General features: G+C 65.9%; 21 protein-coding genes. All 21 read left to right on the plus strand.

The annotated features are described in order from the left end of the window. Positions 1-123: 123 nt before the first annotated feature. The 21 genes from AUP43_RS13530 (at position 124) to AUP43_RS13630 (ending at position 21,941) form a co-directional block, all read left to right on the plus strand. Positions 124-1,200, plus strand: coding sequence for a phosphotransferase family protein (locus AUP43_RS13530; RefSeq protein WP_067558039.1), 1,077 nt, complete (start codon positions 124-126; stop codon positions 1,198-1,200). Positions 1,201-1,210: 10 nt separating this feature from the next. Next, positions 1,211-2,392, plus strand: coding sequence for an acyl-CoA dehydrogenase family protein (locus AUP43_RS13535; RefSeq protein ID WP_084462802.1), 1,182 nt, complete (start codon positions 1,211-1,213; stop codon positions 2,390-2,392). Continuing rightward, positions 2,389-3,156 carry an SDR family NAD(P)-dependent oxidoreductase gene (locus tag AUP43_RS13540; RefSeq protein ID WP_067558042.1) on the plus strand — a complete coding sequence of 256 codons (768 nt, stop codon included), beginning with the start codon at positions 2,389-2,391 and terminating at the stop codon, positions 3,154-3,156. The genes AUP43_RS13535 and AUP43_RS13540 overlap by 4 nt, the downstream gene beginning before the upstream one ends. Further along, positions 3,156-4,343 carry a CaiB/BaiF CoA transferase family protein gene (locus AUP43_RS13545; RefSeq protein WP_067558045.1) on the plus strand — a complete coding sequence of 396 codons (1,188 nt, stop codon included), beginning with the start codon at positions 3,156-3,158 and terminating at the stop codon, positions 4,341-4,343. The genes AUP43_RS13540 and AUP43_RS13545 overlap by 1 nt, the downstream gene beginning before the upstream one ends. A 64-nt stretch (positions 4,344-4,407) precedes the next feature. After that, positions 4,408-6,036, plus strand: a complete 1,629-nt coding sequence (locus AUP43_RS13550) for an acyl-CoA synthetase (protein WP_232315156.1) — start codon at positions 4,408-4,410, stop codon at positions 6,034-6,036. Next, complete coding sequence (locus AUP43_RS13555; RefSeq protein WP_067558048.1) at positions 6,033-6,773, plus strand: FadR/GntR family transcriptional regulator; 741 nt, start codon at positions 6,033-6,035, stop codon at positions 6,771-6,773. The genes AUP43_RS13550 and AUP43_RS13555 overlap by 4 nt, the downstream gene beginning before the upstream one ends. A 3-nt stretch (positions 6,774-6,776) precedes the next feature. Further along, positions 6,777-7,493 carry a nitroreductase gene (locus AUP43_RS13560; protein WP_067558051.1) on the plus strand — a complete coding sequence of 239 codons (717 nt, stop codon included), beginning with the start codon at positions 6,777-6,779 and terminating at the stop codon, positions 7,491-7,493. A 188-nt stretch (positions 7,494-7,681) separates the two neighbouring features. Next, positions 7,682-8,962 carry an ABC transporter substrate-binding protein gene (locus AUP43_RS13565; RefSeq protein WP_067558054.1) on the plus strand — a complete coding sequence of 427 codons (1,281 nt, stop codon included), beginning with the start codon at positions 7,682-7,684 and terminating at the stop codon, positions 8,960-8,962. 73 nt (positions 8,963-9,035) lie between these two features. Continuing rightward, positions 9,036-9,938 carry a branched-chain amino acid ABC transporter permease gene (locus AUP43_RS13570; RefSeq protein WP_067558057.1) on the plus strand — a complete coding sequence of 301 codons (903 nt, stop codon included), beginning with the start codon at positions 9,036-9,038 and terminating at the stop codon, positions 9,936-9,938. After that, positions 9,938-10,918, plus strand: a complete 981-nt coding sequence (locus tag AUP43_RS13575; protein WP_067558060.1) for a branched-chain amino acid ABC transporter permease — start codon at positions 9,938-9,940, stop codon at positions 10,916-10,918. Before AUP43_RS13570 ends, AUP43_RS13575 begins: the two co-directional genes overlap by 1 nt. Then, positions 10,915-11,700 (plus strand): SDR family NAD(P)-dependent oxidoreductase, encoded by a 786-nt coding sequence (locus AUP43_RS13580; protein ID WP_067558063.1) that lies wholly within the window; start codon positions 10,915-10,917, stop codon positions 11,698-11,700. Before AUP43_RS13575 ends, AUP43_RS13580 begins: the two co-directional genes overlap by 4 nt. 4 nt (positions 11,701-11,704) lie before the next feature. Continuing rightward, entirely contained in the window at positions 11,705-12,472 is a 768-nt protein-coding gene (locus AUP43_RS13585) for an ABC transporter ATP-binding protein (RefSeq protein WP_067558066.1), read from the plus strand. A 3-nt stretch (positions 12,473-12,475) separates the two neighbouring features. Continuing rightward, the gene (locus AUP43_RS13590; RefSeq protein ID WP_067558069.1) at positions 12,476-13,189 is read left to right on the plus strand and encodes an ABC transporter ATP-binding protein; all 714 of its coding nucleotides are present in this window, start codon (positions 12,476-12,478) and stop codon (positions 13,187-13,189) included. Further along, positions 13,158-14,165 (plus strand): thiamine pyrophosphate-dependent dehydrogenase E1 component subunit alpha, encoded by a 1,008-nt coding sequence (locus tag AUP43_RS13595; protein ID WP_232315158.1) that lies wholly within the window; start codon positions 13,158-13,160, stop codon positions 14,163-14,165. The genes AUP43_RS13590 and AUP43_RS13595 overlap by 32 nt, the downstream gene beginning before the upstream one ends. 2 nt (positions 14,166-14,167) lie before the next feature. Beyond that, complete coding sequence (locus tag AUP43_RS13600) at positions 14,168-15,142, plus strand: alpha-ketoacid dehydrogenase subunit beta (protein ID WP_067558076.1); 975 nt, start codon at positions 14,168-14,170, stop codon at positions 15,140-15,142. A 24-nt stretch (positions 15,143-15,166) separates the two neighbouring features. Continuing rightward, the gene (locus AUP43_RS13605) at positions 15,167-15,952 is read left to right on the plus strand and encodes an enoyl-CoA hydratase/isomerase family protein (protein ID WP_067558079.1); all 786 of its coding nucleotides are present in this window, start codon (positions 15,167-15,169) and stop codon (positions 15,950-15,952) included. Further along, a complete protein-coding gene (locus AUP43_RS13610; protein ID WP_067558081.1) occupies positions 15,930-17,117 on the plus strand; it encodes a dihydrolipoamide acetyltransferase family protein in 1,188 nt (395 codons plus the stop codon). Before AUP43_RS13605 ends, AUP43_RS13610 begins: the two co-directional genes overlap by 23 nt. A 10-nt stretch (positions 17,118-17,127) precedes the next feature. Further along, positions 17,128-18,300: an acyl-CoA dehydrogenase family protein gene (locus AUP43_RS13615; RefSeq protein WP_067558084.1), complete on the plus strand. Its 1,173-nt coding sequence runs from the start codon at positions 17,128-17,130 to the stop codon at positions 18,298-18,300. Between the two features lie 10 nt (positions 18,301-18,310). Further along, positions 18,311-19,819, plus strand: coding sequence for an AMP-binding protein (locus AUP43_RS13620; protein WP_067558087.1), 1,509 nt, complete (start codon positions 18,311-18,313; stop codon positions 19,817-19,819). 12 nt (positions 19,820-19,831) lie between these two features. Beyond that, a complete protein-coding gene (locus AUP43_RS13625) occupies positions 19,832-21,190 on the plus strand; it encodes an MmgE/PrpD family protein (protein WP_084462803.1) in 1,359 nt (452 codons plus the stop codon). A gap of 94 nt (positions 21,191-21,284) precedes the next feature. Beyond that, positions 21,285-21,941 carry a TetR/AcrR family transcriptional regulator gene (locus AUP43_RS13630; protein WP_067558090.1) on the plus strand — a complete coding sequence of 219 codons (657 nt, stop codon included), beginning with the start codon at positions 21,285-21,287 and terminating at the stop codon, positions 21,939-21,941. The last annotated feature ends 35 nt before the right edge of the window (positions 21,942-21,976 follow it).

The following is a 21,976-nucleotide window of genomic DNA, read 5'->3' on the forward strand; positions in this document are numbered from 1 at the left end:
CAAATCACCCACACAAGCCCGGGGGTGACGATGGGGGAAGCGTACTCAGATGCCCCATCACCCCTTGCCTGGGTCGCTCTCTGCTGATACCATTTGTCCGACAATCGGACAAAAAGGATCGCCATGCAGAACGGTCCCGCTTTAAAATCCGTGGAGGAAGCGCTCGCCCTGCCGCTTGACCGGCTGGGGGCGCACCTAGCCGCGCATGGCTTGCGGCTGGACCGCGAGGTGCCGGTGCGGCAATTCGCGCACGGCTTCGGAAATATCAATTATTTGCTGTCGGTCGATGGTGCCGAGACCGTGCTGCGCCGCCCGCCGCTGGGGCCGATTCCGCCTGGCGCTAACGACATGAAGCGCGAGCATACCGTGCTGTCTCGCCTGGGCGCGGCCTACCCCTACGCTCCCAGGGGCATTTATTTCTGCGGCGACGAGGATGTGATCGGCGCGCCTTTCCAGCTGATTGAATATCGTCCCGGCCTGGTGATCGGCGCGGAGCTGCCGCCGGAACTGGCCGGCCAGCCGGAAATTGCGGCCAAGCTGGGCGCGGATCTGATCCGCCTGCTGGCCGAGTTCCACGCCGTCGATCCGGCGTCTGTCGGGCTGGACGAGCTGGGCAAGCCGGAAGGGTTTCTGGAGCGCACGCTGGCTGGCTGGGTGAAGCGCTGCCGCCTGGCCATGGAAGGCCCCGATGCGCTGGTCCCGACGCCGTCCTTCACGGCCATCGTCGAGTGGCTGCAGGCCCGACCCGTGCCGGCCTCCGCCATCACCCTGCTGCATAACGACTTCAAGCTGGACAATGTGATCCTGGATCCCGCCACGCTGGACCCGGTCGCGGTGCTGGACTGGGACATGGCGACGCGCGGCGACCCGCTGTTCGACCTGGCCATCCTGCTGGCCTACTGGACCGAGGCGGGCGATCCGCCGGCAATGCATGCGCTGAAGCAGATGCCGACGGCGGCCCCCGGCTTCCCGAGCCGTCGCGAACTGGTCGCGGCCTATGGACGGGCCAGCGGGCGTGATGTCTCCGACATGCTCTATTACCGGGTGCTTGGCATGCTGCGGCTGGCCGGCATCTTCCTGCAACTGAACCGCCGCTGGCGCGAGGGCGGCACCACCGATGCCCGCTTCGCCGGTTTCGGCACGCTGGCCGAGGGGCTGCTGGATTTCGGCTGGGATATCGCGCGCGGAAAAGCGTTCTAAGGGGGGAATTATGATCAATTTCGCATTGACCGACCGGCAGAAGGAGCTGAAGGAGCGGGTCACCGCCTTCATCGACGGCACGGTCATCGGTTATGAGACGGACAAGCGCCTCACCAGCCACGGCCCGACCGACGCGCTGCGGATCGAACTGAACGGCCTGGCCAAGAAGGCCGGGCTGTTCGCGCCGCATGTGTCGGAGGAATTCGGCGGCATGGGCCTGTCGCATGTCGACCAGGCCATCGTGTTCGAGGCCGCCGGACGCTCGCCGCTGGGGCCGGTGGCGCTGCATTGCGCCGCCCCGGACGAGGGCAACATGCACCTGCTGGAGAAGGTGGCCACGCCGGAGCAGAAGGAGAAATACCTGCGCCCGCTGGCCGCCGGCGATTGCCGCTCCTGCTTCGCCATGACGGAGCCGGGCGGCGCCGGCGCCGACCCTTCCGGCATGAAGACCGAGGCACGGCCGGACGGCAAGGGCGGCTACCTGATCAACGGCCGGAAATGGCTGATCACCGGTGCTGACGGGGCCGGCTTCACCATCATCATGGCCAATGTGGTCGATCCGGGCGGCAAGGAGGGGGCGACCATGTTCCTCTCCCCCATGCCGGCCGAGGGCATCGTGCTCGACCGGCTGATGGACACGATGGATTCCAGCTTTACCGGCGGCCATGGCGAGATCGTCTACCAGGATCTGCGCGTCGGGCCGGAAGCGGTGCTGGGCGAGGTCGGCGAGGGCTTCCGCTACGCCCAGGTGCGCCTTGCCCCGGCACGCCTGACGCATTGCATGCGCTGGCTGGGCGGGGCGACGCGGGCGCAGGAGATCGCGATTGCCTATGCCCGCGAGCGGCACGCCTTCGGCAAGCCGATTGGCGAGCATGAGGGCGTGGGCTTCATGCTGGCGGATAACGAGATCGAGCTGACCCAGGCCCGCCTGATGATCTGGCACACCGCCTGGCTGCTGGACCAGGGCGAGCATGCGCGCCACGCCTCCAGCGTCACCAAGGTGGCGGTGTCGGAGGCGCTGTTCCGCATTGTCGACCGTTGCGTGCAGGTGCTGGGCGGCACCGGCATGAGCCGCGACACGGTGGTGGAGCAGCTGTTCCGCGAGATCAGGGGGTTCCGAATCTATGACGGCCCGTCCGAGGTCCATCGCTGGGCCATTGCGAAGCGCTTGATGAAGGCCAACCGGAAATGAAGAAAAGCCTGTTCGATCTGACCGGCAAAATCGCGGTCGTCACCGGCGGCGGCCGCGGCATCGGCCGCGGCATCGCCGAGACGCTGGCCCAGCACGGCGCGACCGTGATGCTCGCCAGTCGCAACGAGGATAATCTGAAGGCCACCGCCGATGCCATCGCCCAGGGCGGCGGCAAGGCCGGCTGGCATGCCTGCGACGTGACCGACGAGGAGGATGTCACCGCCCTGCGCGACGCCACGCTGGACGCCTATGGGCAGATCGACATTCTGGTGAACAATGCCGGCATCGACCCGCATTACGCCAGCATGGAGCGCACCGACCCGGCCGACTGGCAGCGCATCGTCGACGTAAACCTGTCCGGCGTGTTCCTGGGCTGCCGGATCATCGGCTCGGCGATGCTGGCGCGCGAGACCGGCTCGATCATCAATATCAGCTCGGTCGCCGGCCATGTCGGGCTGAAGCGCCAGGTGCCTTACTGCGCCACCAAGGGCGGGGTGGAACAGCTGACCAAAGCGCTGTCGCTGGACTGGGCGGAGCGTGGCGTGCGGGTGAACGCCATCGCCTATGGCTTCATCGCCACCGACCTCACCAACGCGGTCATCACGCATGAGCATATCGGGCCGAAGCTGCTGGCCCGCACGCCGATGGGCCGCTTCGGCACGGTGGAGGAGGTGGGCGGGGCCGCCGTCTTTCTGGCGTCCGACGGGGCAAGCTATGTGACCGGCTCGACGATCATGGTCGATGGCGGCTGGACGGCCGGGTGATGCAGCCGTCGCTCAGCGCCCTTGCGGGGTTGAAAATCCTCGACCTGACGCGGTTGCTGCCGGGCGCCTTCTGCTCGCAGATCCTGGCCGATCACGGCGCCGAGGTAGTGAAGATCGAGCAACCGGGGGAGGGCGACTATAATCGCAGCTTCGAGCCGCTGAACAAGGAGGAGTCCGGCTCCTTCCTGCTGCTGAACCGCAACAAGAAGAGCGTCACGCTGAATCTGAAATCGGCCGAGGGGAAGGAGATTTTCCTGAAGCTGGTCGATCAGGCCGATGTGGTGATCGAGGGCTTCCGCCCTGGCGTCATGCAGCGGCTGGGGCTGGATTACGACGCGCTGTCGAAGCGCAACCCGAAGCTGATCATGTGCGCCATTTCCGGCTTTGGGCAGGATGGGCCGTACCGCCTGGTCTCCGGCCATGACCTGAATTACATGGGCTTTGCCGGCGCGCTGCAGCTCTACGGCACGCGGGAGAAGGGGCCGGGCGTGCCTGGCCTTGCCACCGCCGATATGGGCGGCGGCTCGCTAATGGCGGTGATCGGCATCCTGATGGCCGTGGTGGCGCGCCAGACCACCGGGCGTGGCCAGTTCGTCGATATCTCGATGATGGACGGGGCGTTCGCCTGGCTCAGCTATTACGCCGCCGACTGGCTGTTCGCGAAAAAGGAGCCCTATGGCGGGGAGAACCCGTTCCTGGGCGGGGCCGCCTGCTACAACGTGTTCCGCTGCCGGGACGGCAAATTCCTGACGCTGGGCGTGATCGAGCCGCATTTCTGGGCGCGCTTCTGCGATGTCGCGGGCCAGCCCGACCTGAAGGACCGGCAATGGCCGACCGAGGCGGGTCGCCAGGCGCTGTATGACGAAGTGCAGGCGATCTTCCTGACCGACACCCGCGATAGCTGGGTGAAGCGGCTGATCGACGCCGATGTCCCGGCCGGGCCGGTGAACAGCATGGAGGAGGCCTTCGCCGACCCGCAGATTCGCCACCGCCAGATGGTTCTGGAGGTCGATCACCCGGTCGAAGGCCGCATCCCGCAGCTCGGATTTCCGGTGAAGCTGTCCGACACGCCGGGCCGCATCGACGCCCCGTCACCGCTGCTCGGCCAGCACAATGCCGAGATGCTGGCCCGCATCGGCTATTCGCAAGCGGATGTCGAGCGGCTGAAGGCGGAAGGGGCGATGTAGCCCTTGATGGGTTTCGGTGTTTCCGCTGGTGACGATAAAAAAATTCATTCGGGAGGATGTCACGATGCAGCGCGTACCGATGGAGAGCTACGAGGCGGCACGGCAGGAATTCCGGTGGGACGTGCCGGAGAGCTTCAATTTCGGCGGTGACGTGATCGATCACTGGGCGCGCGAGCGGCCCGACCATCTGGCGCTGATCTGGTGCGACGATCAGGGCAATGAGCGCCGGCTGACCTATGCCGACATCGCCCGGCTGTCGAACCGCGTTGCCAATGCACTGTCGGCGCGGGGCGTGAAGCGCGGTGACCGGGTGATCGTCATGCTGCCGCGCATCCCGGAATGGCAGATCGCCATGGTCGGCTGCCTGAAGCTGGGCGCGGTGCCGATCCCCTGCATCGAGATGCTGACCGAGCGCGACATCGCCTACCGCCTGGCCAATTCGGAGGCTACAGGGGCCATCACGACGCGCGCCAATATTGGTAAATTCGCCTCGGGGGAGGCTCTGTTGGCCCGCCTGTCGGTCGGCGGCGGCGAAGCGGCGTGGGAGGATTACGACGCGGCCCTGGCCGATGCGTCGGACAGCTTCACGCCGGCCCGGCTGGCCGCCGACGAGCCGGCGATCATGTATTACACCTCCGGCTCCACCGGCCATCCGAAGGGCGTGCTGCATGGCAGCCGGGGCATTTTCGCCTGGCGCGTCTCGGCCTGGTACTGGCTGACGCTGACGCCGGACGATGTGATGTGGTGCACGGCCGATACCGGTTGGAGCAAGGCCGGCACCTCGATCATTTTCGGCCCCTGGAGCTGTGGGTCGACCGTGGTGTTCTACAATGGCCGCTACGATCCGAAGCTGCGGCTGGAGACGCTGGCGCGCTATCGCGTGACGGTGTTCTGCGCGGCGGCGACCGAGCTGCGCCGGCTGGTGCAGGAGGATGTCGCCGGCTACGACCTGTCGGCCCTGCGCATGACCGTCTCGGCCGGCGAGAGCGTGAACCCCGAGATTGTGCGCGCCTGGAAGCGCCTCACCGGCGTCGATCTGCTGGATGGCTATGGCCAGACCGAGACGCTGATGACCGTGCTGAATTACCCGCCGCTGGCGGTGAAGCCCGGCTCCATGGGCAAGCCGCTGCCCGGCACTGACGCTGCCGTGATCGACGAGGAGGGGCGGTTCGCGCCAGTCGACAAACCCGGCCGGCTGGTCATCCGCCTGCCCAATCCGCAGATCATGCTGGGCTACTGGAAGGAGCCGGAGCGCACGGCGCAGAGCCGCATTACAGTCGAGGGGCACGAATGGTTCCTCACCGGCGATCTGGCCCGCATCGATGAGGATGGCTACCTGTTCTACGAGGGCCGATCCGACGATGTCATCAATTCCGCCGGCTACCGCATCGGCCCGATGGAGGTGGAGAATGTGCTGATGGAGCATGAATACGTCGCCGAATGCGCTGTCGTCGCCAGCCCGCATGAGGAGCGCGGCGAGGTGGTGAAGGCCTACATCGTGCTGAAGCGCGGCCAGGCCGGCTCGGACGATCTGGTGAAAGCGCTGCAGGATCATTGCAAGGCGCTGACGGGGCCGTACAAATATCCGCGTCGCATCGAATTCGTCGCCGATCTGCCGAAGACTGCTTCGGGCAAGATACGGCGGCGCGAGCTGCGCGACCGCGAATTCGCGGCGCAGAAAGGGGTTTCATGAAATTCGGCAAGCTCGACCGCGCGCCCAGCTACCGCATGCTGGCGGAAACCGTCGAGCGTGAAATCCTCGAAGGCAGGCTGAGGCCGGGCGACAAGCTGCCGACCGAGACCGCCTTCGCCGAGCAGTTCGCGGTGAACCGCTCGACCGTGCGCGAAGGCATCCGGTTGCTGGAGGAAAGCGGGCTGGTGCGGCGCGAGGGCGGAAGGCGCCTGTTCGTCGCCCGGCCGGAAACCGCCGATCTTGCCAGCCGCATGAGCCGCGCCATGGTGATGCACGAGGTCACTTTCCGCGAATTATGGGAAACCATGATGGCGCTGGAGCCGATGGCGGCCGAACTGGCGGCGGCCAACGCCCAGCCCGAGCATCTGGAGGCGTTGGCGGCCAATCTGGCGGAGACGAAAGCGCTGCTGGCCGACACGGTGGCGGTGGCGCGGCTGGACATCGCCTTTCACGCGCTGATCGCCGAGGCGGCGGGCAATCGCGCTTTGCTGTTGGCGCGCGAGGCGCTGGGGCAGCTTTTCTACCCGGCCTTCGAGACGGTGATCAGCGGCATTCCCAGCGCGCCGGAGCGGCTGCTGGTCGCGCACGGCCAGGTGTTCCGCCATATCCAGGCCGGTAATGCCGCCGAGGCGCGGCTGTGGATGGAACGCCACATCAAGGATTTCAAGCGCGGCTTTGACCGGCTGGGGCTCGACCTCGCCGCCCCGATCGCGCTGCCGAAACAGAAAAGGGCCTGATTCGTGACCGAGAGAAAATTCCCGACCCCGCCCGAGGCCGATCTGCCGGCCAGCGTGGATGACGCCATCGCCAGCCGCCGGTCCGTGCGCGCCTTCCTGCCGATTCCAGTGCCGCGCGACCTGGTCGAGCATCTGCTGGAGGTCGCCTCCCGCGCGCCGAGTGGCACCAACACCCAGCCCTGGAAGGTGCATGTGGTGACGGGTGAGGTGCAGCAGGCGCTGATCCGCGACCTCATGGCCGCGCATGACGATCCGGACGAAAGCGATGAGCGGGAATATGAATATTACCCGACCGAGTGGTACGAGCCCTATCTGGGCCGCCGCCGCAAGGTCGGCTGGGATCTGTACGGGCTGCTTGGCATCGAGAAGGGCGACAAGGCCCGCATGCATCACCAGCACGGGCTGAACTACACCTTCTTCGGCGCCCCGGTCGGGCTGTTCTTCAGCATCGACCGCAAGCTGAACAAAGGCAGCTGGCTGGATTACGGCATGTTCATCGAGAACATCATGATCGCGGCGCGCGGCCACGGGCTGCATACATGCCCGCAGGCGGCGCTGGTGAATTACCACAAGGTGGTCCGCCGGCATCTGAAGGTGCCCGACGATGAGCTGCTGATCTGCGGCATGGCGCTGGGCTACGAGGATAAATCCGCGCTGGTGAACACCCTGCAGACCGACCGCGAGCCGGTCGCGGGTTTCACCCGTTTCCACGGCTGGTGACTTCGCAGATGCGAGGGTGCGGCGCACAAAAGATGATTTATGAGTCGCCGTTCATTTTTGATTGACGACCTTTCTCCCCTGGCCTCACACTTCCTTCGCTCGTCAGGCGTAATGGCGGGCGAACCCAAAGCAAATACGGCCGGCGCGCGACTGCTCCTGATCGCCCGAACGGCCTAAGGGAGGAAATAATGGCCAGCAAAAATAGCGGCGTGACCCGCCGCAAAATTCTGAAAGGCGCTGCCTCGGCCGCGGCCGTCGGCGCCTTCGCCACCACCATCACGGGCTTTCCGCACATCGCCGGCGCGCAGGCGAAGGTTATCCGCATCGGCATGCCGACCATCCTGTCTGGCCGCGTCGCCATTTTGGGCACGTCCAGCCGCGCCGCCGTGCAGTTGGCGGTACAGGAATTCAACGCCGCCGGCGGCGTGAACGGCCGCACGGTCGAGCTGATCGACCGCGATTCAAAGGGCCGGCCGGACGAAGCGGCCAAGGTGACCCGCGACCTGATCAACAATGATGGCTGCGAGATCATCATCGATGGCGAGGCCTCCTCCGGCTCCTTCGCGGTGCATGAAGTGATTCGCGATTTGTCGGTGCTTTGCCTGCATACCTGCTCGGAATCCTCGACCCTCACGGCCGATCCGAAACTGCATGTGAAGACCGCCTTCCGCAGCGCGCGCCAGGGCATCCACGACGCGGTGGCCGGCGGCAAATACGCTTCCGCCATCTCCAAGGCCAAGGGCCTGAAGAAGTGGATGACCTGTTCCCCGGACTATGCCTATGGCCGCGACAACACGGCGGAATTCATCGAATACGCCAAGGTGTTCGACCCCAACATCGAGGTGGTCGACCAGGTGTGGCCGAAGCTGTTCCAGCCCGACTACACGGAGAACATCACCAAGATCCTGCAGGTTCGCCCGCAGGCCATGTATTCCGCGCTTTGGGGCGGCGACCTGGTCGCCTTCATCGAGCAGTCGAACCTCTACAGCCTGTTCAACAACATCACCTTCTTCTCCGGCGGGCTGGGCGATCCGCCCGTGCTGACCGCGATCAAGAACCTGCCGGCCGGCCTGAACACGGTCTATCGCTACAACCGGTTCTTCCCGAACAAGCCGGGCAACCAGGCCTTCGCCGAGGGCTACAACAAGATCGCCAACCAGGAGCCGACCAACTGGTCCTGGCAGAACCGCCTGGCCTGCCATTTCATCTTCGAGGCGTTGAAGCGCACCAATGGCAAGACCGACGGTGCCGCGCTGGCGGCCGAGGTGAAGGGAATGGAGCTGGATTCGCCCTTCGCGGTGGAAAGCAAGATCACCATGCGGGCGGATGATCACACCATCATCGGCTATCCGGCCGCCTGGGGCGTGACCACCTCGAAGTTCCCCTATGTGCAGGACTTCACCGCTCCCGCCTGGTCGGAAATCCTTCAGCTCGAGTCCGAGTGGAAGAAGCGTAAAGGGTACGCCTGACGCGCCTTGCGGCGCCTGGGGTCACGCTCCCAGGCGCCGTCATTTTTTCCCCTGACCTTACGGGAGAACGGCCTTGGAGCTGCAAGCGCTTGCGGGCTGCCTGTCGTCCGTTTCCTGCACCGTGATGCAGGTCTCGACCGGGCTCATTATCGGCATGTTGTTGTTTCTCGTCGCGTCCGGCCTGTCGCTGATCTTCGGCGTGCTGGGCGTGATCAATTTCGCGCATGGCTCGTTTTATATGATCGGGGCCTATTTCGCGTTTTCCGCCTATCAGCTGACCGACAGCTTCACCCTGGCCATCCTGTCCGGCGCGCTGGGCGTCGGCATTTTCGGCATGGTCTTCGAGCGCCTGTTCATGAGCAAGGTCTATGGCCGCGACGTGCTGATGCAGCTGCTGGTCTGCTACGCCTTCATCCTGATCCTGGACGACATGGTGAAGATTCTGTACGGCGCCGAATACAAGCTGATGGGCATGCCGCAGGCCTTCGCGTTGCCGCCCATTCAGGTCGGCGGCGGGTTCATCCCTTCCTATTATGTGTTCATGATCGGCATTTCGGCGGTCATCGGCCTGGTGCTGTGGCTCGGCATCGCCAAGACCCGTTTCGGCAAGGTGGTGCGCGCGGCGGCGATCAACCCGACCATGGTGGGTGCGCTGGGCATCAATACCACCTTGCTCTACGCTTTCGTGTTCGGCATCGGCAGCCTGTTGGCCGGCACCGCCGGCGCGCTGGCCGCGCCGATCCGCACGCTGACGCCGGGCATGGGCCTGTCGATCCTGATCGAAAGCTTCATCGTCACCGTGATCGGCGGCATGGGCTCCATCGTCGGCGCCTTCATCGCTGCCCTGCTGATCGGCTTGACACGCGCTTTCGGCTCGATGGGTTTCCCGCTGTTCGTCGACGGCATGATGTTCGCCATGATGGCGCTGGTGCTGATCGTTAAGCCGAGCGGCCTGCTCGGCAGGCCGGTGCATTGATGACGGGCCGCGGTTTCCTGCGCGACCTTGCCATCGCGGTTGCGCTGCTGGTTGTGCTGCTGGTGCTGCCGACGGTGGTGCCGCACCCGGCGATGCGCGATTTCGTGATCTATGTCATCGCCTATGGGCTGCTGGCGATGTCGCTTAACCTGCTGGTCGGCTTCACCGGGCTGGTTTCCTTCGGCCATGCCGCTTATTTCGCGTCCGGCGCCTATATTTTCGGCCTGCTGATGCAGTCGGGAAAGTTCGGCATCCCGCTGGCGATGCTGATCGCCATCGGCGGCACGGCGCTGCTGGCGCTGGTGATCGGGGCGATCTGCGTGCGGCTGAAGGAAATCTACTTCGCCTTCCTGACGCTCGCCTTCCAGATGTTCATCCACTCGATCATCCTGACCTGGGTATCGCTGACCGGCGGCGACCAGGGGCTGATGGGCGGCATTCCGCGCCCGCCCTTCCTGGGCATCGACCTGAATAACGGCATGTCTCTCTACGTCTTCTGCTCGGTCGTGTTCGTGGTCTGCATGGTGATCATGCGCCAGGTCGTGCAGTCGCCCTTCGGCTACACGCTGCGGATGATCCGCGACAATCCGCACCGGGCGAACTTCCTGGGCGTGAATGTGGTGCGCATGAAGCTGGCGATCTTCGTCATCGCCGGCACCATGGCCTCGGTCGGCGGCATCGTGATGGCGCTGTTCGTATCGGGGGCCTATCCGGAATTCGGCTTCTGGACCACGTCGGGCGAAGCGATCTTCATGATCATGCTGGGCGGCACGCAGCTTTTCATCGGGCCGTTCATCGGCGCGATCCTGCTGCAGACGCTGAACCATTACGTGACGATCTATACCGAGCATCACGGGCTGGTGCTGGGCATCGTCATCCTGGTGTTCGTGCTGGGGCTGCGCCGGGGCCTGGCCGACTTCGTCTATCTCTGGTTCCAGGACCGCAAGACCAAGCAAATCGAGAAGGAGGCAGGCCGATGAGCGCGCTCGAAGGCCGGATTGCCGTCGTCACCGGCGGCGCCAGCGGCATTGGCGAGGCGTGCGCGCGCGACCTCGCCGCGCGCGGCGCGCGCCTGGTCATCGCCGATATCAACGCCGACCTGGCGCAGAAGGTCGCCGCCAGCCTGAAGGGCGCGATCCATGCCCGCCTTGACGTCACCAGTGTCGAGGAGACCGAGGCGCTGGTCGAGCGGATCGAGCGCGAGTTGGGGCCGACCGACATCATGGTCGCCTCGGCCGGCGTGCTGCAGCCGCCGCTGCCGCCGGAAGAATTGTCGATGGAGATATGGGACCGCGTCGTCGCGGTCGACCAGCGCGGCGTCTATGTCAGCGACGTCGCCTTCGGCAAGCGCATGGCCAGGCGCGGCTCCGGCGTCATCATCAACATCGCCTCGGTCACCACTTTCCGTTCATCGCCTTTGCATGCCTACGGGCCGGCGAAGGCGGCGGTGGCGTCGATCACCGCCGGGCTGGCGGCCGAATGGGGCCGCTCGGGCGTGCGGGTGAACGCCATAGCACCGGGCTATGTGCTGACGCCCGCCTTGCAGGCGGCCATCGATGACGGCAAGCGCGATCCGAAGGCGCTGATGGAGAATTCCGCCTTTGGCCGGCTGATCGGCACCGATGAAATCGCCAAGGCATGCAGCTTCCTGGCCTCCGACGAGGCGTCGGGCATCACCGGCGTGACGTTGCCGGTCGATGGCGGCTGGCTGGTGGCTCCATCCTGGCATACTTATGGCGGCATTCCGCCGAAGCGGGGGTGAGGCCATGCTGAAGGTCGAAAACCTCTACAAGGCGTTCGGCGGCGTGGTCGCCATGAACGATGTGTCGCTGGATTTTCCCGCCGGGTCGCTGACCGCGATCATCGGGCCGAACGGGGCGGGCAAGACCACCTTCTTCAACCTGATTTCCGGCCATATCCGCCCGGATCGCGGCCGTGTCCTGTTCGACGGCCAGGATCTGGTCGGCCTGCCCAGCCTGGAGATCGTTCGCCGAGGCATCGGCCGGGCCTTCCAGGTGGCTTCCATCTTCCCCAGCCTGACCTTGCGTGAAAGTCTGATGGCGGCGGTTATTTCGCACCGCCGGCAATCCGCGCAGATATTCACTCGCTTCCCGCTGCAAAGCGCGGAAGACCGGGTGGCGGAGATCATGGCGCTGCTGGAGCTGACGCCGAAGGCCAATATCGAATCCCGCAACCTGTCGCATGGCGACCAGAAGCTGCTGGATATCGCCCTGGCGCTGGCGATGGACCCGAAGGTTCTGCTGCTCGACGAGCCGACCGCCGGCATGGGGTCGGAGGAGCGCTGGCAGATGATCGACAAGGTCTACCGCCTGTGGGAGGCGGAGAAGATGACCCTGATCTTCATCGAGCACGATATGGGCATCGTCTTCAAGATCGCCCAGACCATCCGGGTGCTGAAATACGGCGCGGTGCTGGCAGAGGGCAGCCCCGATGAAATCCGCCGCAACCAGGATGTGATCGATGCCTATCTGGGCACCGATCATCATGCTGACCCGCAGCCGGTGGAGGGCTGAGACATGGCCGAAACCATGCTCGACGTGAAGGGCATCGATGTGTTCTACGGCGCCAGCCAGATATTGTTCGGCGTCGATCTGACGGTGGAGAAAGGCCAGACCATGGCGCTGCTCGGCCGTAACGGCGCGGGCAAGAGCACCACCTTCAAGGCGATTGCCGGCATCGCCCCGCCGCGCAGGGGCGAGATCAGGCTGGCGGGTGAGCTTGTGTCGGGCCGCAGGCCCTACCGCATCGCCCGCGCCGGCATCGGCTATGTGCCGGAGGACCGCCAGGTGTTCCCCGAGCACAGCATCGAGGACAATCTGGTTATCGGCGCGAAGAAGGGGCCGAAGGGCGAGGATTACTGGACGCTGGAGCGCATCTACGAGGTGTTCCCGATCCTGGCCGGCATGCGCACCCGCATGGCCGGCCGCCTGTCGGGCGGGGAGCAGCAGATGCTGACCATCGCCCGCACACTGATGGGCAACCCGGAAATCCTGCTGCTGGACGAGCCGTCGGAAGGGCTCGCCCCGATCATCGTCCAGGCCATCGGCGACCTGATCAAGCGGCTGCGCGAGATGGGCGTCACCATCCTGCTGGCCGAGCAGAACATGCATTTCTGCCTCGGCATCGCCACCCATGCCACCGTCGTGGACAAGGGGCAGATCGTCTATCGCGACACCATCGAGGGATTGAAGGCGAACGATGCCATCAAACAACGCTACCTCGCGCTCTAGGGCCGCCAAGGGCAGCAACAAGCCGGAGGCGCTGCTGGCGCTGTATCGGCAGATGCTGCTGATCCGGCGCACCGAGGAGAGGCTGTCGCAGCTCTTCGCCGATGGCGAGGTGCCGGGCTTTATCCATCTGTCGATCGGTCAGGAGGCGATTGCCACTGGCCTGGGCGCGGTGCTGGAGCGCCGGGACACCATCGCCTCCACCCATCGCGGCCATGGTCACGCGCTGGCCAAGGGCGTCGAGCTGAACAGCTTCTTCCAGGAGGTGATGGGAAGGGAGACCGGAGTGTGCAAGGGGCGGGGCGGCTCGATGCATGTTGCCGACATGTCGGCCGGCATGCTGGGCGCCAACGGCATCGTCGGCGCCGGCATGCCGATTGCCGTCGGCAGCGCGCTGGCCCATCAGGTGCGCAAGACCGGCGGCGTCGCCGTCGTCTTCTTCGGCGATGGCGCGCTGGCCGAGGGCGTGCTGCATGAAAGCCTGAACCTCTCCGCCCTGTGGGAGCTGCCGGCGCTGTTCGTGTGCGAGAATAATGGCTGGTCGGAATTCTCCCCGACCTCCAAGCAGTTCGTCGCCCCGCTGGCCAAGCTGGCCGACGCCTTCGGCATTCCGGCGGAGACCATCGACGGCAATGATGTCGAGATCATCGCCGACACGGCGGGCCGGCTGATATCCGAAATCCGCAAGGGCGGCGGACCGCGCGTGCTGGAATGCATCACCCAGCGGGTGCGCGGCCATTACGAGGGCGATGCGCAGAAATACCGCGATCCGGCTGAGTTGAAGGACCGCGACAAGATCGACCCGCTGCCGCGCGCCGCGTCCCGCCTGTCGGTGCTGGGCGTATCCGACGCCCTGCTGGCGGCGCTGGAGACGGAGGTGATGGCCGAGATCGACGCCGCGACCGAGGCGGCGCGCGCCGCACCGCTGCCGGGCTTCGCAGCCGCCCAGGCCGATGTCTATACGCCGGCGGGAGCCTAGCGATGGCGGAGCTTCGCTACGTCCGCGCGCTGAACCAGGCCTTGTCCGACGCCATGGCGGCAGATCCGTCCGTGGTCGTGTTCGGCGAGGACATCGCGGCGGCTGGCGGTCCCTTTGGCGTGACGCGGGGCTTGCTGGAGGCTTATGGCGCGGACCGGGTGCGCGACACCCCGATTTCGGAAGCCACCATCGTCGGCGCGGCCGTGGGCGCGGCGATGACCGGGCTGAAGCCGGTGGTCGAGATCATGTTCATGGATTTCGTCGCCATCGCCATGGACGCCATCGTCAATCAGGCGGCCAAGGCGCGCTTCATGTTCGGCGGCCAGGGCAGCGTGCCGATGGTGGTGCGCCTGCCGCATGGCGGCGGCGTTTCCGCCGGGCCGCAGCATTCGCAATGCCTGGAGGCGTGGTTTGCCCATATCCCCGGCCTGAAGGTGGTGTGCCCGGCCAGCGTCGCCGATGCCTATGGGCTGATGCGCGCCGCCATCGACGATCCCGATCCGGTGATCCTGGTGGAGAACAAGGCGCTTTATGCCCGCAAGGAGGATGTGCCGGACGATCTGCCTGCCGTCGAAATCGGCAAGGCCCGCATCGCCCGGCCCGGCCGGGATGCAACCATCGTGACCTATGGCGCGGCGCTCTACACCGCGCTGGAGGCCGCCGATACGCTGGCAGGCGAGGGGGTGGAGGTCGAAGTGATCGATCTGCGCTCGCTGCAGCCCTGGGACGAGGCGGCGGTGCTGGAATCCCTGTCGCGCACCCACCGGCTGGTGGTCGCGCATGAGGCAGTGGAGGCTTTCGGCGTCGGGGCCGAGATCGCGGCGCGCATGGCCGATATCGGCTTCGACGAGCTGGACGGGCCGATTGTCCGCGTCGGCGCGCCCTTCATGCCCGTGCCATTCGCCAAGACCCTGGAACAGGGCTATCTGCCGGATGCCGGCCGCATCGCCGACGCCGTCCGCAAGACCCTGGCCTGATACCGAAAACGAGGATCATTCCCGATGAGCGAACAGACAATCCTGACAGAAGTGCAAGGCCGGATCGGCATCATCACCGTGAATCGGCCGCAGGTGATGAACGCGCTCGACGTGCCGACCGTGCTGGCGCTAGAGCAGGCGCTGGACGGGATGGAGAAGAATGCCGAGGTCCGCGTCATCGTCGTGACCGGGGCGGGCGAGAAGGCTTTCGTGGCCGGCGGCGACATCGCCGACATGAATTCCCGCCAGGCGCTGGACCATTACATCGAGTTCGCCGAGGTTATCCACCGCGTCTTCCGCCGTTTCGAGCTGTCCGACAAGCCGACCATCGCCGCCGTCAACGGCTGGGCGCTGGGTGGTGGGACCGAGTTGCTGCTGTCGCTCGACATCCGTATTGCCGCCGAGACCGCGAAGGTGGGCCTGCCGGAAATCACGCTGGGGCTGATTCCTGGCGCCGGCGGCACGCAGCGGATGATCCGCCAGATCCCGCTGTGCAAGGCGAAGGAGCTGATGTTCGCCGGCGCTCATATCACGGCGGCGGAGGCGCTCAGCTTCGGGCTGATCAACCGCATCGTGCCGAAGGACAGGCTGATGGCGGAGGTGATGGAGCTGGCCGAGCGGATCGCCCATAAATCGCCGCTGATTTTGAAGGTGATGAAGCGCACCATCCGCGACGGGGCCGATATGCCGCTGCCCTCGGCGCTGGCGCATGAGCAGGCGATGGCCAGTCTGATCTTCGACAGCGCCGATGCGCATGAGGGATGCACCGCGTTCCTGGAGAAGCGGAATGCCGTCTTCACCGGCAAATAACGCGCCCGCGCTGACCGATCTGGTGATGCCGAAGCTGGGCCTCACCATGACGGAAGGCGTGCTGGCGGAATGGAAGGCAAAGCCCGGCGACAGCGTGTCGGCGGGGACGGTGATCTTCGTTGTCGAAACCGACAAGATCGCCAACGAGGTCGAAGCGCCCAGCGCCGGCACGATTGCCGAAATTCTGGTCCAGACCGGCGAGACGGTGCCGGTCGGCACGCCGGTCGCGCGCTGGACAGGGAAGGGTTTCATCGCCGATGAAGCGGATGCGCCCAGGCCGGCTGTGGAAGCACCGAAACCGGCGCCGCTTCCGGCTTCGACAGGCGACCGGGTACGGGCAACGCCGCTGGCCCGTCGCATCGCCAAGGCGCAGGGCGTCGATCTCCACGCCGTCGCCGGCAGCGGGCCGGACGGGCGCATCAAGGCCGCCGATGTCGAGGCGGCGGCGAAGACGGCTCCGGCGGCCAGCCCGACCGAGGGTGAGCGCATCGCGCTCTCCGCCAAATATCTGGCGATGGTGCGCCGCGTCGTCGCCGCCAAGCGCGATATTCCGGATTTTCAGGTGGTCCGCACCGCCGATGTCGGCGCGCTGCTGGAATTGCGCCGCCAGTTGAATGCCGTCGGCGGGCCGAAGGTCAGCGTGAACGACATGGTGCTGAAGGCGGTCGGCCGGGCGCTGCTGTCCCTGCCGCGCGCCAACCGCATCTGGGCCGAGGACGCCCATATCGCTTTCGCCGCCACCGATGTCGGCATGGTGGTGAACAGCGAGGACGGGCTGTTCATCCCCATCCTGCGCGATGTCGGCCGGCTGCCGCTCGACCGGCTGGCGGTGGACAGCGCGGCGGCGGCGGCGAAGGCGCGCGAGGGCCGGCTGGCTGCTGGCGACATCACGGGCGGGGCGATCAGCGTCTCCAACCTGGGCATGTTCGGTGCGAAGGCGCTGACGCCGATCATCAGCCCGCCGCAATCCGCCATTCTGGGCATCGGCGCGGTGGAGCGGCTCTTCCGTCCGGATGCCGAGGGCAAGCCGGCGTTGCGCCAGGAAATGACGCTTACCCTGTCCTGCGATCACCGCGTTTATGACGGCGTTCTGGCGGCCCGACTGTTGCAGGCCGTCGCCGAAGCGCTGGAGGCACCGCATTCGCTTCTTCTCACCGAAGGTTGAGGCACTGACCATGGATTTCCTGCTTAACGAGCAGCAGAAGATGATCATCGAGACCGCCCGCAAGGTGGGCGAGGAATATGGTCTCGAATATTGGCGCGAGATCGACGCGAAGAAGCAGTTTCCGACCGAAATCTGGAAGGCGATCTGCGATGCCGGTCTTGCCGCGGCGGCCTTGCCGGAGGATGTCGGCGGCAGCGGCCTGGGCATGCTGGAACTGGCGATGATCGTGGAGACGCTGGCGGCCAGCGGGGCCGGTTCCACCGTCGGGCAACTGTTCATGAACAACCCGATCTTCGGCGGCGTCGGCATCTCACGCTTTGGCACCGAGCAGATGAAGCGCGACTATCTGCCGAAGCTGGTCAGCGGCGAGATGTTGTTCTGCATGGCGCTGACGGAACCCGACGCAGGCTCCAACAGCCTGGAAATCCAGACCTTCGCCAAGCGCGAGGGCAATGGATTCCGTATCAATGGCCGCAAGATATGGATCACCGGCGTGCCGCAGGCCGACAAGGTGCTGGTCATCGCCCGCACCCAGAAGGCCGAGGATGTGACGCGCCGCACCGACGGCATCACCATGTTCCTGCTCGACCGCGACCGGGAGGGGCTGACCCACACGCCGATCGAGAAGGTCGGCACCAACACGCTGACCTCCTCCATGGTGTTCCTGGACGATGTCTGGGCCGGGCCGGACGAGATTGTCGGCACCATCGATATGGGCTGGCACGAGCTGCTGGACGTGCTGAACACAGAGCGCATCGTCACCACCGCCTGCCTGGTCGGCACGGCGCAGCTGGCCATCGAGCTGGCGGTGAAGTATGCGGGCGAGCGCAAGGTGTTCCGCGGCGCGCCCATCGGCTCCTACCAGGGCCTGCAATTCCCGCTGGCCGAGGCCTACGCCCAGACCGAGACCGCGCGGCTGATGAACTACAAGGCCGCCAGCCTGTTCGACAGCGGCCTGCCTTATGGCAGCGAGGCCAACATCGCCAAGTTGATCGCCGGCCATGCCAGCGCCCAGGCGACCGACCGCGCCATGCAGACCATGGGCGGCATGGGCTATGCCAAGGAAAGCTATGTCGAGCGGTTGTGGCGCGACGCCAGGCTGTTCCGCATCGCGCCGATCTCGGAGGAGATGATCCTGAACTTCATCTCCATCCATAACCTCAAAATGCCCCGTTCCTACTGAGCAGACGGCCATGGTCAATCTCAGCGCCTTCATCCGCTTCCATGCCATCCGCACGCCGGACAAGCTGGCGCTGATCTACCAGGACCAGCGCATCACCTATGCCGAGCTGTGGGCGCGCATCCAGGCGCTGGCGGCGTGGATGGACGGGCAGGGCATTGGCGAGGGCGATGTGGTGGCGGTGTTCATGAAGAACTCGTCCGCCTTCATCGAGATTGCCTTCGCCACCTCCTATCTGGGCGGCGTGTTTCTGCCGGTGAATTTCCGGCTGGCGGCGGACGAGGTGGCCTACATCGCCGGCAATGCCGAGGCGAAGCTGGTCTTCGCCGACGCGGAATTCCAGCCGGTGGTGCGCGACCTGCCGCATAGCGTGCTGCTGGATGCGGCGGCGCAGAAGGATATCCGCGCCCTGACCGGCGCGCCGGTCGCCATCCCGCCGCAGCGCCCGCGCCAGCCGGGCGATCTGTTCCGGCTGATGTACACCTCCGGCACGACCGATCGGCCCAAGGGGGTGATGCACACCTACGACAATTACTATTGGAAGAACATGGAGCAGACGATCTTCCTGGGGCTGACCCGGGAGGACCGCATCCTGACCGTCGGCCCGCTCTATCATGTCGGCGCCTTCGACCTGCCCGGAACAGCCACGCTGTGGGTCGGCGGCACCATGTGCATCTTGCGCGATTTCGACCCCGCCGAGATGCTGGCCGCCATCGAGCGCGAAAAGCTGACCTGCGCCTGGATGGCCCCGGTCATGCTGGGCCGCGCGCTGACCCTGGACGGGCGGCAGAAATATGATCTGACCTCCCTGCGCTGGACCATCGGCGGCGGCGAGAAGACGCCGGAAAGCCGCATCCGCGCCTTTACCGAGCTGTTTCCGAACGGTCGCTATATCGACGGCTATGGGCTGACCGAAACCTGCAGCGGCGACACGCTGATGGAGGCCGGCATGGAGATCGCCAAGATCGGCTCCACCGGCCGGCCGACGCCGCATTGCGAAATCCGCATCACCGACGATGACGGCCGGGAGGTTGCGGCCGGCATCCAGGGCGAAATCTGCGTGCGCGGGCCGAAAGTCACCAAGGGCTACTGGAAAGACCCGAAGAAGACCGAGGCCAGCTTCTATCCCGAGGGCTGGTTCCGCAGCGGCGATGTCGGCTATGTCGATGCCGACGGCTTCCTCTACATCACGGACCGCAAGAAGGACATGATCCTGTCCGGCGGCGAGAACATCGCCTCGTCGGAGGTGGAGCGCGTGATCTACCAGATGCCGCAGGTCAGCGAGGTCGCCGTGATCGGCGTTCCCGACCCGCAATGGGGCGAGAAGCCGGTCGCCGTGATCGTCCCGAAGCCGGGCCAGACCCTGGCCTATGAGGCGATGCGCGACCATTGCCGCCAGCATCTGGCCGGCTTCAAGGTGCCGAAGGAACTGCATCTGCGCGAGGCGCTGCCGCGCAACCCGTCCGGCAAGATACTGAAGCGCGTGCTGCGCGACGAATTCCTGCCCGAAGATGCCGACTAGGAGGAGGACGCCATGACACTCTCCCGCAAACTCGCCGATTTCGTCACGTCCATCGACCTTGCGACGTTGCCGCCTGACGTGGTGGAGAAGGCGCGGGTCTGTCTGCTGAACGGCTATGGCATCGGGCTCGGCTGCCACGGCACGCCCTATGCCCCGGTTGCGCGCCAGGCGGCGCTGGCGATGGATGGGGAGCGGCCCGACGGCGCCACCCTGCTGGGCGATGGCCGCAAGACCTCCATCGTCGGAGCGGCGCTGGCCAATTCCGCCCTGTTCCACGGAAGGGCGCAGGAGGATACCTGCGGCGCTGCCCATCTGGGCGCCATTATGATCCCGCTGCTGACGGCGATCATTGAAGCGCGCAACTACCCCGTCGCCCGGCTGCTGCCCGCGCTGATCGCCGGCTATGAGGTCGGCGGGCTGCTGGAAAAGGCCTATGCCGGCAAGACCACGCCGGCCGGTCTGCGCGCCTCGCCGATCTACGGCACTCTGGCGGCGGCGGCGGCCTCGGCCAAGCTGATGGGGCTGGATGCGGCGCAGACCCAGGCGGCCATCGCCAATGCGGCCAGCTTCGCCGGCGGCATTCTGCAAAGCTTCGCCGATGGCACCGACGAATGGCGCTACCAGGTCGGCATGGCCGGGCGCAACGGCTTTGTCGCGGCCGAGCTGGCGCGCGCCGGATCGGTCTCCGCGCCGCACGCCCTTGAGGGCAAGGCCGGCTTCGTGCGCGCCTTCGCCCGCACCGAGTGCGATGTCGATGCGCTGGCGGCCAGGCTGGGCAAGGAGTGGGCGATCCTGCGCGTCACCTTCAAGCCCTTCCCGGTCTGCGCCTTCAACCAGACGCCGGTCACGGCCGCGCTGGAACTGAAAAAGCAGATCGACGGTCGCAAGATCAAATCCGTGACGGTGACGATGAACCCCTACGAGACCGGCTATGCCGGCATGGATTCGGCCGGGCCGTTCACCTCCATCTCCGGCACGCTGATGAGCATTCCGTTCTGCATCGCCGCCACGCTGGAACGCGGCACGCCGACCATGCGGATGATGACGACCTATGACGATTCGGAGGTCAACGCGCTGGTCGAGCGTGTCACGCTGGTCAGCGACGAGGCGGTGCCGACCCTGTGCTGTCGCATACAGGTGACGATGCAGGATGGCGCCACCCTGGATCGCTACGAGAGCAAGACCACCGACGATTTTGCCTATGACCGGGCGACCGATTCGGCGCTGATCCGCCGGGTCGGGGCGGAGACGGATATCCCGTCCGCCGTGTATGATCGGCTGGAGGCTTTCGTCTGGGGGTTGCCGGGCGGCGATATCGGTGAGGTGCTGCGCTGCTTTGCCGCGTTGCCCGGCCTGCGCAAGGCGGCCTGATGTATGCGCAAACGCTTGATCTTCGGCGCGCGGGATATATGGTCGCACGCCGTCGCGTGAGCGGCGGTGCAGCGGCTTTCAGCGAGGGGTATGCGTGAGCGCAACCAAGGAAAAGGAACAGCAGGCGGAAAAGCCGCGACGCCGGTCGCGCGCCGAACGCAGCGAGGAAACGCGCCAGGCGCTGTTCCAGGCGGCGGCCGAGATGGTCGGTGAGCATGGCTATGCCGAGGCGTCGATCTCGCGCATCACGGCGCGCGCCAAGGTGGCGCAGGGCACCTTCTACAATTACTTCGAATCGCGCCAGGATCTGTTCGACCAGTTGCTGCCGGCCCTGGGCGAGAAGATGCTGGCCTATATTCGCGGCCGGATGGGCGACACCACCGGGCCGGAGCGCGAGGAGCGGCGCATCCGCGCCTATTTCGACTTCCTGCAGGAATATCCGGAATTCTACCGCATCCTTTACGAGGCCGAGACGCTGGCCCCGACCGCGCACAAGCAGCATATCGAAGCCACCGCCGGCGGCTATACCCGCGCCCTGGAGCGTAGCTGGGAGCGCGGCGAGATGCCGGATTTCGAGAGGCGGGAGCTTGAGGTCATCGCCTATATGCTGCTGGCCGCGCGCGGGTATCTCAGCATGAAATACGGTTTCGCCGACGATCGGCCCGGCCACCTGCCGGAATGGGTGGTGACCGCCTATATGAAATTCGTTCGCCACGGCCTGTACGACGTCGAGACGCCGGACAAGCCGTAGCGCCCCCCCTCCCTGACCCTCCCCCGCAAGGGGGG

The organism is Oceanibaculum pacificum (genome assembly GCF_001618175.1).
Classification (GTDB): domain Bacteria; phylum Pseudomonadota; class Alphaproteobacteria; order Oceanibaculales; family Oceanibaculaceae; genus Oceanibaculum; species Oceanibaculum pacificum.

Excerpts from the sequence above, each read along its gene's own strand:
- AUP43_RS13600 (WP_067558076.1), top strand. The coding sequence starts at position 14,168 with ATGGCGGAGCTTCGCTACGTCCGCGCGCTGAACCAGGCCTTGTCCGAC.
- AUP43_RS13540 (WP_067558042.1), top strand. The coding sequence starts at position 2,389 with ATGAAGAAAAGCCTGTTCGATCTGACCGGCAAAATCGCGGTCGTCACC.
- AUP43_RS13535 (WP_084462802.1), top strand. The coding sequence starts at position 1,211 with ATGATCAATTTCGCATTGACCGACCGGCAGAAGGAGCTGAAGGAGCGG.
- AUP43_RS13530 (WP_067558039.1), top strand. The coding sequence starts at position 124 with ATGCAGAACGGTCCCGCTTTAAAATCCGTGGAGGAAGCGCTCGCCCTG.
- AUP43_RS13615 (WP_067558084.1), top strand. The coding sequence starts at position 17,128 with ATGGATTTCCTGCTTAACGAGCAGCAGAAGATGATCATCGAGACCGCC.
- AUP43_RS13590 (WP_067558069.1), top strand. The coding sequence starts at position 12,476 with ATGGCCGAAACCATGCTCGACGTGAAGGGCATCGATGTGTTCTACGGC.
- AUP43_RS13585 (WP_067558066.1), top strand. The coding sequence starts at position 11,705 with ATGCTGAAGGTCGAAAACCTCTACAAGGCGTTCGGCGGCGTGGTCGCC.
- AUP43_RS13575 (WP_067558060.1), top strand. The coding sequence starts at position 9,938 with ATGACGGGCCGCGGTTTCCTGCGCGACCTTGCCATCGCGGTTGCGCTG.
- AUP43_RS13610 (WP_067558081.1), top strand. The coding sequence starts at position 15,930 with ATGCCGTCTTCACCGGCAAATAACGCGCCCGCGCTGACCGATCTGGTG.
- AUP43_RS13595 (WP_232315158.1), top strand. The coding sequence starts at position 13,158 with ATGCCATCAAACAACGCTACCTCGCGCTCTAGGGCCGCCAAGGGCAGC.
- AUP43_RS13625 (WP_084462803.1), top strand. The coding sequence starts at position 19,832 with ATGACACTCTCCCGCAAACTCGCCGATTTCGTCACGTCCATCGACCTT.
- AUP43_RS13550 (WP_232315156.1), top strand. The coding sequence starts at position 4,408 with ATGCAGCGCGTACCGATGGAGAGCTACGAGGCGGCACGGCAGGAATTC.
- AUP43_RS13580 (WP_067558063.1), top strand. The coding sequence starts at position 10,915 with ATGAGCGCGCTCGAAGGCCGGATTGCCGTCGTCACCGGCGGCGCCAGC.
- AUP43_RS13605 (WP_067558079.1), top strand. The coding sequence starts at position 15,167 with ATGAGCGAACAGACAATCCTGACAGAAGTGCAAGGCCGGATCGGCATC.
- AUP43_RS13545 (WP_067558045.1), top strand. The coding sequence starts at position 3,156 with ATGCAGCCGTCGCTCAGCGCCCTTGCGGGGTTGAAAATCCTCGACCTG.
- AUP43_RS13565 (WP_067558054.1), top strand. The coding sequence starts at position 7,682 with ATGGCCAGCAAAAATAGCGGCGTGACCCGCCGCAAAATTCTGAAAGGC.
- AUP43_RS13555 (WP_067558048.1), top strand. The coding sequence starts at position 6,033 with ATGAAATTCGGCAAGCTCGACCGCGCGCCCAGCTACCGCATGCTGGCG.
- AUP43_RS13620 (WP_067558087.1), top strand. The coding sequence starts at position 18,311 with ATGGTCAATCTCAGCGCCTTCATCCGCTTCCATGCCATCCGCACGCCG.